Raw genomic sequence first — 12,304 nt, 5'->3', positions numbered from 1 at the left:
ACCATGGCCTCCCGCGCACCGGTGCGCAGCCGCCTCCAGGTGGCCCTGGACGCCGCGTCCCCGCCCCCGCCCGGCTTCCGCCCGTTCGACGACGCCGACACCGCCGCGCTCGCCGCCCTCATGTGGGACGCCTACCGCGGCACCCCCGACGAAGCCGACGTGGGAGATCTCAAGGGCGCTGCACGCGAAGTGCACCTCACCCTGAGCGGCGAATACGGAACGTTCCTGCGCGACGCGTCGTTCGTCGCCGAGGACGATGGACGTCCCGTGGCCGGGGCCCTCGTCACCCTCTACAAGGACGTCCCGCTCCTGGCGTTCCTGTTCGTCGCCCAGTCCCACGGCGGCCGCGGCCTAGGACGAGGGCTGGTCCAGGCAGTCATGCACGCCCTCGCCGACCAGGGCCACGACACCCTCACCCTGGCGGTGACCCGCCGCAACCGCCGCGCCCGCCGCCTCTACGACCGCCTGGGTTTCGTAGAAGTCGCCTAGGCCGGGACCGGTCGGCGGACGCCGTCTAAGCCGGTCGCGCGGCACCGTCCGCGGATCTAAGGCGCCCTAGGACGCTCAGATAAGGCGTCGTCCCGATGTGGGGGCCGGGGCCTTAGGACGAACCTTGTAGATGTCGGGCCGAGAGGGCCCGGCAGGACACAAGGAGAAGAACGAGATGATGCGCCCGGACTTCAGCAACATCATCATCAGCGACCGTGTGACGGTGCTGCGCAACGAGGCCAAGAAGGCCCGCCGCGTCCGCATCGCGAAGGCCCTGAAGCGGTGACGCCCCCGGCCTGTACGCCCTACCACGCGCCCCCGTCCAGAAGGACGGGGGCGCGCTGCGTTGTCGTCAGCGAGCAGCGCGCCGCAGCGCCGTCTTGATCTGGACGAGGGCGTCGGTGGGTGGTCGGCCTCGCACATCCAGACACGTCAGTGCCGGAGGGCCTCTTGGGGTTCGATGCGTGCGGCGTGCAGGGCGGGATAGAGACCGGCGAGCAGCCCCGTGACGGCACCGATGGACGGCGCCGACAGCACGGCGACAGGGTCCAGGATGGCCGTCCATTGCCTGGTAAGCGCGACGATGAGAACGGTCAGCACTGCCGAGCACGTGCCGAGCAGGCCGCCGAGCAGACCGAGCAGGGTGGACTCGGTCAGGAACTGGACGGCAATATGTCTGGGGCGTGCGCCCAGTGAGCGTCGCAAACCGATCTCGCCCGTCCGTTCGAGCACGGCCACGAACGTGGTGTTGGCGATCCCCACCGCGCCAACCACGAGGCAGATCACGGCCAGCAGCAGGAACAGGCCGGTGAGATCGCCGGTAACTCCGTCGCGCAGGGCCCGGGGCTCCGGTGGCGGTACCGCGGTGAACAGATCCGGCCGGTCGGGTCGCAGCGCGACCGGCGCCTGGCGGGCGATCAGCCTGGCCGCCCCCATGCGGGTCCGGATGATCATCTGTTCGGGCGCGTTGGCGGGAGCACGTCCGTAGAAGCGTTCCGCGGTGCCGCGCGGGATGAGCATTCCCGACATCAGTTCGGGCAGCAGGTCGGTGTCGGCGACGATGCCGATGACCGTCAAAGGGCGCCCGTTGACGAACACCGCCGGTCTGGTTTCGAGCTGGGTGATGCCCAGCCGTTCGGCCGTGGCCTCGCTGATCAACGTCACCGGTTCGCCTCGCCGGTCGTGGAAGGCGTTGAAGACAAGCCCGTGCGAAACCCGTGGTCGGACGGCGGCGAGCGCCCCCGGCGACACGGCGTGGACCGGCGTGCTGGACCCGATGTCGGTGTCACTGCCCTCCCGCACGGCGGGGGTGGCACCGATGACCGGATCGGTGCCGAAGTGCACCTTCCACCAGACACCGGCGGCGATCACCCCGTTGAGTCGGCCGACGCGCCCGTCCGCGTCGGAGGGAAAGGCCATCGGAGCCGGGTCGGCCCGCCCATGGCCGGCCGGCCTGCCGTGACCGGGGCCGGGCTCGTCCACCGGAGCCTCGCTGACGACCTCGACGCTCACCGTGGTGGCCACCAGGGGATCGAACTTCCGGCTGATCTGCCCGGACACGGTGGCGGTCAGCCCCAGCACGGCGACGAACGCGCCGGTGCCCAGGACCGTTCCGATCATTGTCAGGGCCGATCGCCCCGGCCGCTGGAGGATCCCGGCGACCGCCTCGGCGATCAGGTCCCGCATGCGCAGCCGGGACGGCCGGACACCGGTGCGCCAGGCTCGGCGGCTCATGGCGCCGCGTCCTCGCCAAGCCGGCCGTCCCTGATCGTGACGATGCGCTCCGCCCGGCGCGCGACTTCCGCGTCATGGGTGATGACGACGACGGTCTGGCCGCTCCGGTGCAGTGCCTCCAGCAGTTCCAGGACCGTGGCGGACGTCTCCGAGTCGAGGTTGCCGGTGGGCTCGTCGCACAGCAGCAGGCTCGGTTCGTTGACCAGAGCCCGGGCGATGGCCACCCGCTGACGCTCGCCGCCGGACAATCGCGAGGGCAGCGCGTCCATGCGGTGCCCGAGCCCAACGCGCCGCAGCGCCGCCTGCGCAGCCTCGCGTCGTCCGGCGCGCTGCCCCTTGGAACGCCGACCGGAACGCCGGCCCGGTGCGTAGAGCTGCGCGAGCATCACGTTCTCCACCGCGCTGCGATAGGGGAGCAGGTGGAACGCCTGGAAGGCGAAGCCGATCCGCTGGCCGCGCAGCGCGGTGCGCTCCGCCTCGCTCAGGGGCGCGACGTCCACTCCGTCGAGCCGGTAGGCGCCCGAGGACGGACGGTCCAGCAGGCCGAGCAGGTTGAGGAGCGTCGACTTGCCGGAACCGGACGGACCGACGATGGCCACGAGCTCGCCCCGTTCGATGACCAGGTCAGCCTCATGAAGCGCCGTCACCGGTGGAGGACCCGGGTAGGTGCGGCTCAGCCCGCGAACGGAGATCGCAGCGGTCACCGGCCGACCACCACCCGGTCCCCCGGACGCAGCACGTCACCCACCGGCGTCACCTGGACGAACCCGTCCGCCGACATGCCCGCCGTCACCCGGACCCGGCTCCGTCCACCCGATGGCGGCAGCACCGTCACCGACGTCATCCCGTCGGCCTGCGCCGTGACCGCCGCCTGCGGGACGGCGAGCACCGTGCCCCCGGTCACCGCGGTCGTCACGGTGATCTGCACGTCCGCACCGTTGAGCGACGGATTCCATGCCCGCTCCGGCGCGATCCGCACGGGGATGTAGGGCCGGCCGCCGTCTTCCGTCTTCGGGGTGACGATCTTGCCAATCTCCGCGACGGAGGCCGCGTACTCGCGACCGCTCTCCTCCGCCAGCACGCGCACCCGCTGATCCGCGCGCACGGAGTCCCCCAGTGTCGGGTCCAGCTCGCCGATCAGCTTCAGGCCACCGACGCTGAGCGTCAGCATCGGCTCACCTGGAGGCTCCCCCAGCCTGGCCTCCATGCGGCTGATCCGCGCCGGGAAAGACGGCGAGAACATCACCTCGGACCGGGGCACCATCACCCGTGTCCCACCGCCGCCACCGGGATCGGAACCCTCCATGTCCCCGGGCTCGCCGCCGTCCGGCTTCTGGGGGCCGCTTGCGGCGACCGGCGCGGCGTACCCGATCGCGCGGTAGAAGCGCCGGACCGCCGCCGCGGTCCCCGCGCCGAAGGCGCCCTCGCGATCGCTGCCTCGCCCGTACCCGAGCGCGGCCAGTGCCACCTGCAACTGCGTCACGTCGCCCCCGTTCTGCCCCTGCGCCAGGTCGCGGACCGCCGGGATCCTGCCCGGCAGCACGAACACCGGCCGGTACGACACCTCGGCCAGCACCGCTCCGGCGCGAACCGTGTCCCCGGTCCGGTGCGGCACCTTGGAGACCACCTGCTGCGCCCCGGACGCGACGGCCCGCCCATCCGGCCCGACCCCGGCCGAGGCGGTGAACGTGAGGGATCGGGCAGCGGTGAACCGGCCGCGGAACACCACCGTTCTGCGTAGTTCCTTCGATTCGACCGGTGCCGTCAGCACACTCGCGTCGGGCGGGCTCGTCCGTACCGCGTCCTCGGCAGGGGACGTCACCAGCGTGGACGCCCCCAGACCCGCAGTGGAGATCACCGCGACCGCGCATGCGCCCACGACCAGGAGCCGCTGCCGCCTGGCCAATGTCGACCTAGTGCCGCGGTCGTCAGCCACCGTTCCGCTTCAGCAACTCACGGAACTTCCGGAGTTGCTCCTCCCGTCTCTTCTTCAGGTCGGCCAGCGCCTCCGCGTTCTCCTCGATCGCCGCGTTCTGGTATTCCGACTCGACCGCGAACATGACGCCCAGCAGATTCACCCGGTACTTACATTCCACGTCGGCCATGGCGGCCTTGACCTCTGCCTGCGGCGGCAGACTCCGGAACGTCGCCGGCGGAGTTCGTCCCGGGCCGTTGGTCGCCATCTCCCCCGAACTCCCCGTCCGGGGGACGGGCTTGACAGCATGGAGCCGCCGCCGATGACGGTGGCCGAAGCCGCCATCACGCCCAGCCGCCGAATCGTGCTCTTCATTTTGCCCGCCCACCGTGTCGATCTCGCTCTCACGGAGATATTGCAGACGAACGAGGGCCTTGACAAGTCCGCTTCTCTGCTCGTATGCGTGTCGACCCGGTGACACCATGCGAGAAAGCGCTGATCACGGGGCGACCGGGCAATGCGCTGACCGACCTGTTTACGGATCCGTTACGAATGACTTGATGTCGAGTGATATAGATCACATTCGCCTCTCCGCGCTGCGGTCCAGCGATGGCGCGCGCTCGCATTGCCGCAGTTCTTAGTCTTGCCTCCAACGCATCCACCTGACGCACAAAACGCAGGCTCACGCACCGTAGCCACCAGGCAACCGTTTTTCCTCTTGTGGCCTTGGAGACCGGTCACTTACGATCCAGTCGATCTCGAGCCGGCATCCAGGAATTCGAACGGTCATCACGGCTGCCGGCACCGCATCGCGAAAGGCGCCGTCGACTCGAAACGCGAACCATGGCGACACCGCCGGCTTCTCTCCCTTTGCCGAGGTATCGGCAGTCCACGATGGTCCCCCGCCCATCAGCTCACAACAGAACTGAGACGCGGACCTTGCCGCGGAGCCCCAACCGGAAGGCGATGCAGATGGCTGACGAGATGGTGCGGAGAGCACAGCAGTTCGTTAACAGTGCTTATGGCAGTCGGATCGGAATGACCGTCGAAGAGGACGGGCAGACGGGTTGGAAGACCATGTACGCCCTCACCCGAGCTCTGCAGGTAGAACTCGGGATCTCACCTCCGTCCGACGCCTTCGGTCCAACCACCTTGGCCACACTCACCTCGAGATATCCGAGTCTCAACGCGTCGACCGTCCCGAATACGAACTTCTGTAAGATCATTCAGTCCGGCCTTTACTGCAAGGGCTATGACGGAGGCGAGATCGACGGGCAGTACAACTCTCGCGTCCAAACCGCGATGGTCAAGCTGAAGACGGATATGGGTGTGGACGGCTCCTTTCCCGGCAGCGATCTCACGCCGAAGGTGTTCAAGGGGCTCCTGAACATGGACGCCTATGTCACCATCAACTCCGGTTCCGATGCGATCCGGAGCGTTCAGCGTTGGTTGAACGGCCGCTACGTGAAACGCAGAGACTACTTCATTATTCCATGCGACGGCCACAACTCCCGAGACGTGGCCAAGTTCATGCTCTTCGCCATCCAGTACGAACTGGGTATGGCCGACGGCACGGCCAACGGTGTTTTTGGCCCAGGTACCCAGTCTGGCCTGAAATCTCACACCGTCGCTTCGGGTGACTCGGGGGTTTGGGTCTCGCTGTTCTCTGCTGGGATGGTGCTCAACCAGCGTCCCGTCCCCTTCGCCGCCTCCTTCGACGCCAATCTCGCCCAGCGGGTGAGGGAGTTCCAGGACTTTGTCAAACTCCCGGTGACCGGTAAGGGAGACTTCCAGACCTGGGCCTCACTCCTGGTCTCCTATGGCGATCAAGACCGCAAGGGTGCGGCGTGCGACGGTGTCACGAAAATCACCCCGGCCCGCGCCAAGACGCTGAAGGACAACGGAATTACCTACGTCGGCCGCTATCTCACCAACCCCAGCACGACGTCACTGCCGGAGAAGGCCGTCCAGCCGGGCGAACTGCAGACCATCGCCGCCAACGGACTACGCTGCTTCCCGATCTACCAGACCTACGGGCGCGGCGTCGAGGACTTCAGCTACCCACTCGGACGCGCCGCCGCCCAGGCCGCGATCAACGCTGCCCTTGATCACGGTTTCAAGACAGGGACACGGATCTTCTTCGCCGTTGACTTCGACGCGCTCGACCAGGACGTCACCAATGCCGTCCTCCCCCATTTCAAAGGCATCCAGGACGCGATCGCCGACGACGGCAACAGGTTCACGGTCGGCGTGTACGGACCACGCAACGTCTGCACCCGCGTCTCCAACGCTGGCCACGCGTCCGCGTCATTTGTGTCCGACATGTCCTCCGGGTTCTCCGGGAACTTCGGCTATCCCCTCCCGGCGAACTGGGCCTACGACCAGATCGTCACGCGCACCATCGGCTCTGGCGATGGCAGGATTGAGATCGACAACAACATCGCCTCCGGACGAGACGTCGGCCAGGGATCCTTCAACACGCCCCGAGCGAACAAACCCGACACCCGACTCAACGCGGATATCGCGGCCATGCAGACCGATGTCGGCAAGTTCATGGAGTCCCTCGGTTACCCGAACGACGGCGGCACCAAAAGCTACCAGCACTGGAAATGCTTCCAGACAACCGTTGTCGACCACGACGCGCTGATCACCAGCCTGTCGAACAGGTACAACATGCGCAAAGCGTTGATCCAGACGACGACTTACTGGGAAATGCGGCATATCGATCCGGCCGATGAAGCCGCGTGGGCCGCCGTGATCGCCGCCTATGCCACCACCGGCAAGTACATCCGGGACACCTCCACCGGCATCGGCAAACAGCGAGCCATCACGCTCATCGGAGCATGGAACCATTGCCTCCGCCAGGGATATGTCACAGGCCGCCCGATCCTCGACGTGAACAAGGATGCCGACAAGTACGGGATCTGGAGAGACGCGAACCAGGACGAGGGGTTCGCCCTCACCAGCGTCGCCATGATCCACATGTGGGACATCGACGGGAAGCCCGGCGGCGACGACAACTCTCCGGCACTTCGGCGACCTAGTCTGGACTACACCGACCAGGAGATCTACGAAGTTCTGCGCCGCTACCAAGGGCCTGCCGAACCGGCTTTCAGCGAGGCGAAGAAGCGCATGGGGTTGTACTACGTGATGGAGAAGTACAACTCGATTTCCCGGAACGCATAAGGGCAGCAGTGTCAGGAGACGAACCCTATTCCGGCCATAACCCCGCGGCAGTACTACTACTGATTCTGATCGGGGTCCCCTCCACTGTCTGGCTGGTGCTGTACGGCGTGCGCCTGCTCGTACGCGCCGGCCGCGCGAGAACAGCCTGGGCGACGGTCAAGGCCGGAGCCGTCTTGGCCTGGGCGGCCACGATCGGCATCTACACCTGGGCCGTTCTGCACCTGCTCTTCTTCGACGATCCCGACCAGTCCAGGGTATGCAACGAGGTGCTGGGCGCGAAACGCCTGGTCGGATACGAACCGTCTTTCATCCCGCTGCATTTCGGATGCCGTGCCAGCGACGGACACACCGTCGAGGCAATCATCCCCACTTACGTCAACCCGTCCGCGGCCGTGCTCGGCCTCTGCGCCATTGCGCTCACCGGATTTCTGATCTTGAAACACAAGGAGGACACCAAGTGACGGCCCCCCTGACACGACGCGCCGCTCTGCAGCGTGCCGCTTTCATAGCGGCAGGAGCTGCCGTCGGATCACAGTTCCTGGCCGGCCCAGGGTACGCATCCGCTCGGAACCCAGAACTGAACAAGCTTCGTGAAGCGGTGAAACGAGCCGAGGAGCGTGCTCGCCAGCGCAAAGAGCACGTTTCGACTGGCATCCCATCGAAGAACGGATGGGAGATGGAGAAGGTCGCAGACGACCGCGGTCACATCTACACCCGGCCCGCCCCCGGCACTCCCATCGAGGTTCAGGTTCGCATGGGAGAGGTCGAGACCATCCTCGTCCATGTCATCCGCCGTTTCCACTACGAGGTCGACACCCTCCTCAGTAACGAGGACGTGGTCGGATGGCGTGCCCCGCACACGGTGAGACGGAACCTGGCAGAGTCCAACCAGGCATCCGGGACGGCGGTGCAGATCCGCCCAGGCCACTACCCGGCGAGTGCCCGCGGTGGCTTCTACCCACAGCAGGAGCTCGTCATCCGTGACATTCTCGCCGAACTCGACGGCGTGGTCCGCTGGGGTGGCGACGACCGCAAGCCGGACGAATCATTGTTCTACATTGACCTCAAGCCCGGAGACCCAAGGCTGGCAAAGGCCGCACAAGAGATCCGAGGCTGGAAGGACACCCCCGGCATGGGCGCAGGGTCAGGCATTGACATCACCTCCCCCGCACGGCGGAGCACGGCCAAGAAGCTGGCACGTCTCCAAAGGACCCACGGATAGACAGCGAGTAGCAAGTCAGCGCGACATGGCAAGGCACAACCCTTGACGGGGCTGCTGCATCGCCGTCCCGCTTGGCCACTCTCGTACCTTTATGGCAGCTACCTGGAAAAGGAGACGGTGAATGGGAAGCACGCTTGGGCGTCTGGCGATCACGACGGGTTTGGCCGCAGTCGCCGGCGGTGCGACGATGATGCTCACCGCTACGTCGGCGGGCGCCGATGACGTCAGCCGTTGGGGCCCGGGTACATGGGGGCAAACGTGTTCGACGTGGTGCCTCTATTACAGCCCAGGATTGTGGAACGGAGCCACGGGCAGCACTAATACCGCTTCGGACCTGACTTCCTGGCGATTCAGGGATCACGGCTGGGGCACGCTCGGAGTTGGCCAGTCGGTCCGAAACAATGCGGCCTCCATCGGATCGAAAGGAAGCTACACGGTTGGCGCATGGCAATATGTCGGCTGCACCGGTGGGGTCGACTGGGTCAGGCCGGGCTACGCCGGGAATCTCCTGGGCGCACTACGCAACAACGAGGCTTGCGCCTACGTGTATCCCTGGTGATCACAAGCCCTGCCACCCCGCATAGTGCGCGGCCGATCATTCAAGGAAATTGCTTGATCCGAAAACTTCACCTTGCCAAGTTGCTACCGATGGGCGCAGCTGCAATATCGGCGCTCGGTCTGGCAACCGCATGCGGCGCGACGAGCACCGCCACGAAGAGCACGGGTCCTGTCCCGGTCCCCACACCGACCAGTATGGCGCAGCTACGATTGCCGCTCCAAACGTATGAACTGAGCTTGGCGCAGCTTGCACCGGAGAGAGCTCTGGAAGCCCGTTTGATAAACTCCTGCATGCGCCGATACGGCTTCACCCGCTCATACGGGTCGGAACAGGTATCTCGGGAGGCGAGTAGAGCCGACCAGCAGCTGAGGTCGCGACGTTACGGAGTAAGCGACCCGAACGATGTAGCAATCTTCGGCTACCATGTGCCAACCGTTGCCGGCGGGCCGGCAAAGCCCGGAAGCAAAGAGATCCTCTCAGTGGATGAGCATCTGGCGAAGTACGGCGAGTTTCCCGCACGAGTGAGCGCATCAGGAGAGATGCTGCCCGAACCTCAGCAAAAGAAGCCACCGACCGTCCTGCTGGGCCGGCCTCTGCCCCAAGGGGGATGCCGAGGGGAAGCAGCACGCACAATCTGGCAAGTGCCTGGTGCGGAGTCGAACCTGGTCGCGAAGCTGTCGCACGACAGCCTTGAGAAAGCGCTCAGCGACCAAAGAGTCATAAGAGTAAGAAAATCTTGGTCTGAATGCATAAAGGCGAAGGGCTTCGCGTCACCTCCCCTCGATATGCGAGTGCCAGACAAACGCTGGAACCTCAACAATCCGAAGATTTCTAGAGAAGAAATCAGGGCCGCAAAAGTAGACGTCCAGTGCAAGTATCAGGTCAACCTGCTGGGGGTCACATTCGCTGTCGAGTCCGAATACCAGAACGCGGAAATCGAAGCCAATTCCGAAGCTTTGATCGAATTGAAGCGGAATCGCGATAAGCAGCTCCAGAGGATTCGGGAGCTGTTGAAGAAGCATGGAGACTAGTACGGCAGCCGCATTTCGCAAAACGAACTGCCATCAGAGCCTGATGTCGCCGGCGTACAACGCACGCAATCCCATGTTCGATCTCAAAGCGGCCGACGGAGCACAGCACCGGGCAGCACGCAAACATACGTTCAAATGTGCCGCGCAGACTTCCAGCATCTGGCTGAACGAGTGCTCGAGCGGCTGGCCGCCTCGCGCCGATCCGACAGAGCACCGGATCAGCAGTAGCGGAGACGTGAAATCCGAACAGACGAGCTGATACCGGGCGAGGGTCTCATCCTCGCCCGGTATCTGGAAGGGGGCCTTCACTCCGCTCGGTGGAGGGCGGTTTTGAGTTGGACGAGGGCGTCGGTGGGGTGGTCGGCCTCGCACATCCAGAATCCGTCGCCCCAGGTGAACCACCAGCGGTCCGCGTCCCCGCGCCTGCGGTGGCACTGAATCTCCACGGCCCGCGAGTCCTCCCCGTCCGTCACCCGGAGCCGCCGAGTGCCCAGCTGTTCCGGCGAGTAGCCGTGGCCGCGCAGCAGCTCCGCCAGCGCGAACACGTAGTCGGCGGCGTTCTGGCGTCCGTCCGCCGTCGTCGGTTCCGTCATCGCGCCGCTCCCTCTATGTGGTTCCTGATCTGGTGCGCCGTCGCGGTCAGCTCGTTGGCCGGACGGATGGGCGCGCCCGTGTGGACGTAGTAGAACCACCATTGCCCGTCGCGGTAGCGGCACCCGACGGTCGTCGCCCGCCCGGAAACGTCCTGCGGGATCACGTTGAGGACCATGTAGCCGTTGATGACGGCGAACGCGGTCAGCAACCCCACGACCGGACCGAACGACTCAGAGAGCCTGACCAGGAATGTGACGCGCTCCCGCTGCGGAATCAGCGTCTGCGGGCCGCTCTCCGTCTTCACTTCCACCGGGGGCGCCGGGAAATGGCGTGTACCCGGACACCGTTCATGCGCTCCCATGATCGACCTCTTTGTCATGCGGGATTTTTCGTCTGGCCACCAATCCTTTGAGATTTCGATTACTCTCGGCTACAGCTTCATCTCCACAGGTGACCAGGGCGCCGCACATCGCCCCGTGTAGAGAGGAAGGGCCACCATGCCGACTCCGCCCCCGTCCGAATCGGCCCGAGCATTCTTCGCCTACCACCTCAAGCAGCAGCGAGAGGGAAAAGGCTGGTCACAACCCGCCCTTGGGGCGAAAGTGCACATCTCCGGCAGCCTGGTCAGCGGGATCGAATTGTGCGCACGCCGTCCGACCTTCAAGGTCTGCCAGAAGTTCGACGAGGTCTTCGGCCTGGAGCAGTTCTTCGAGGCTCTCTACCCCCGCGTCATCGAGGAGACCGGCCTCCCGGCGGGCTTCCCCGAGTTCGTCGACGCCGAGTCCGACGCCGCCATGATTAAGAAGTACGAGAACTTCGCGATCACCGGCCTCTTCCACACGGAGGATTACGCGCGCGCCGTCCTGCGGGCATTTCAACAACCCGGCAAACTAGAACAGGTCGTGGCTGAGCGGATGCAGAGACAGGAGATCCTGCACCGGGAGAACCCACCCGTGATCGTCGCGCTTATCGACGCATCTGCACTCCGCCGTCCGTTCGGTGGCCGAGAAGTCATGCGTGCTCAGCTAGAGCGCCTGCTGGACTTGGCGGCGTTGCCCCAGATCCGTATCCACGTGGTCCCGGAGGACGCTGAACTGCTCCCGGAGGGGTCGTTCACGATCTTGTGCTCGCCCGGAGAGCCTGACACCGCATACGCCGAGATGGCGGGCGGCCGTGGGCGGCTGATCGATGATGACGGATATGTCGCCGAACTTGGCATACTGTTTGAGTTGATCAGGTCCAAGGCGCTGAACGCCGAAGACTCGCAAGCCGCAATCCGCAAGGCGTTGGAGGAACTGTGGAGATGAACGACTTCTCGTCCGCCCGCTGGCGCAAAAGCAGCCACAGCGGAGGAGACACCGGCATGTGCGTTGAGGTCGCGCAAGGGTGGCGCAAGAGCAGCTACAGCGGTGGGCAGAGCGGCCAGTGCGTTGAGGTGGCGTTGACGGACGCCGTCATCGGTGTTCGGGACAGCAAGGACCCGGACGCCGGGCACTTCACTATGGACCGGGCAGCCTTCGGTGAGCTGCTCGCTCAGGCTAAGGCGGGCGCGCTCGATCTCTAACGCGAGCTAG

The 12,304-nt window shown here is 65.5% G+C and carries 15 protein-coding genes; 9 read left to right on the top strand and 6 right to left on the bottom strand.

The window, feature by feature from the left end:
• The first annotated feature begins 3 nt into the window (after positions 1-3).
• Entirely contained in the window at positions 4-489 is a 486-nt protein-coding gene (locus ACH35V_RS07065) for a GNAT family N-acetyltransferase (RefSeq protein WP_395970756.1), read from the top strand.
• A 130-nt stretch (positions 490-619) separates the two neighbouring features.
• Positions 620-775 (top strand): hypothetical protein, encoded by a 156-nt coding sequence (locus tag ACH35V_RS07060; protein ID WP_395970754.1) that lies wholly within the window; start codon positions 620-622, stop codon positions 773-775.
• A gap of 146 nt (positions 776-921) precedes the next feature.
• Here ACH35V_RS07060 and ACH35V_RS07055 read toward each other — a convergent pair whose 3' ends face one another.
• From ACH35V_RS07055 to ACH35V_RS07040, 4 genes are all read right to left on the bottom strand, one after another.
• Complete coding sequence (locus tag ACH35V_RS07055; protein WP_395970752.1) at positions 922-2,070, bottom strand: ABC transporter permease; 1,149 nt, start codon at positions 2,068-2,070, stop codon at positions 922-924.
• A gap of 149 nt (positions 2,071-2,219) precedes the next feature.
• Positions 2,220-2,870, bottom strand: a complete 651-nt coding sequence (locus ACH35V_RS07050; protein WP_395970750.1) for an ABC transporter ATP-binding protein — start codon at positions 2,868-2,870, stop codon at positions 2,220-2,222.
• A 53-nt stretch (positions 2,871-2,923) separates the two neighbouring features.
• Positions 2,924-4,159, bottom strand: coding sequence for a peptidoglycan-binding protein (locus ACH35V_RS07045; protein ID WP_395970748.1), 1,236 nt, complete (start codon positions 4,157-4,159; stop codon positions 2,924-2,926).
• Positions 4,152-4,406 carry a hypothetical protein gene (locus ACH35V_RS07040; protein WP_395970746.1) on the bottom strand — a complete coding sequence of 85 codons (255 nt, stop codon included), beginning with the start codon at positions 4,404-4,406 and terminating at the stop codon, positions 4,152-4,154. The genes ACH35V_RS07045 and ACH35V_RS07040 overlap by 8 nt, the downstream gene beginning before the upstream one ends.
• A gap of 54 nt (positions 4,407-4,460) precedes the next feature.
• Between ACH35V_RS07040 and ACH35V_RS07035 the strand changes: the two genes are divergently transcribed.
• From ACH35V_RS07035 to ACH35V_RS07015, 5 genes are all read left to right on the top strand, one after another.
• Positions 4,461-4,616 (top strand): hypothetical protein, encoded by a 156-nt coding sequence (locus tag ACH35V_RS07035; protein ID WP_395970744.1) that lies wholly within the window; start codon positions 4,461-4,463, stop codon positions 4,614-4,616.
• Positions 4,617-5,110: 494 nt separating this feature from the next.
• On the top strand, positions 5,111-7,324 hold the full coding sequence (locus tag ACH35V_RS07030; protein ID WP_395970742.1) for a glycoside hydrolase domain-containing protein: 2,214 nt from the start codon (positions 5,111-5,113) through the stop codon (positions 7,322-7,324).
• Between the two features lie 95 nt (positions 7,325-7,419).
• A complete protein-coding gene (locus ACH35V_RS07025; RefSeq protein WP_395970740.1) occupies positions 7,420-7,785 on the top strand; it encodes a hypothetical protein in 366 nt (121 codons plus the stop codon).
• Positions 7,782-8,546, top strand: a complete 765-nt coding sequence (locus ACH35V_RS07020; RefSeq protein ID WP_395970738.1) for a hypothetical protein — start codon at positions 7,782-7,784, stop codon at positions 8,544-8,546. Before ACH35V_RS07025 ends, ACH35V_RS07020 begins: the two co-directional genes overlap by 4 nt.
• Before the next feature lie 1,038 nt (positions 8,547-9,584).
• Positions 9,585-10,136: a hypothetical protein gene (locus ACH35V_RS07015; RefSeq protein WP_395970736.1), complete on the top strand. Its 552-nt coding sequence runs from the start codon at positions 9,585-9,587 to the stop codon at positions 10,134-10,136.
• A 305-nt stretch (positions 10,137-10,441) separates the two neighbouring features.
• On the opposite strand, the gene ACH35V_RS07010 is transcribed toward ACH35V_RS07015, so the two are convergent.
• Both ACH35V_RS07010 and ACH35V_RS07005 read right to left on the bottom strand, forming a co-directional pair.
• A complete protein-coding gene (locus ACH35V_RS07010) occupies positions 10,442-10,729 on the bottom strand; it encodes a hypothetical protein (RefSeq protein ID WP_395970734.1) in 288 nt (95 codons plus the stop codon).
• Positions 10,726-11,040, bottom strand: coding sequence for a hypothetical protein (locus tag ACH35V_RS07005; protein ID WP_395970732.1), 315 nt, complete (start codon positions 11,038-11,040; stop codon positions 10,726-10,728). Before ACH35V_RS07005 ends, ACH35V_RS07010 begins: the two co-directional genes overlap by 4 nt.
• Before the next feature lie 292 nt (positions 11,041-11,332).
• Here ACH35V_RS07005 and ACH35V_RS07000 point away from each other — a divergent pair, with 292 nt between their 5' ends.
• Together ACH35V_RS07000 and ACH35V_RS06995 are read left to right on the top strand one after the other, a co-directional pair.
• Positions 11,333-12,037 (top strand): DUF5753 domain-containing protein, encoded by a 705-nt coding sequence (locus ACH35V_RS07000; RefSeq protein WP_395970730.1) that lies wholly within the window; start codon positions 11,333-11,335, stop codon positions 12,035-12,037.
• Positions 12,034-12,294 (top strand): DUF397 domain-containing protein, encoded by a 261-nt coding sequence (locus ACH35V_RS06995; RefSeq protein ID WP_395970728.1) that lies wholly within the window; start codon positions 12,034-12,036, stop codon positions 12,292-12,294. The genes ACH35V_RS07000 and ACH35V_RS06995 overlap by 4 nt, the downstream gene beginning before the upstream one ends.
• The last annotated feature ends 10 nt before the right edge of the window (positions 12,295-12,304 follow it).

This window comes from Actinomadura sp. 1N219 (assembly GCF_044326405.1).
In the GTDB taxonomy this organism is placed as follows: domain Bacteria; phylum Actinomycetota; class Actinomycetes; order Streptosporangiales; family Streptosporangiaceae; genus Spirillospora.
This window is presented reverse-complemented; position numbering and strand designations above follow the sequence as displayed.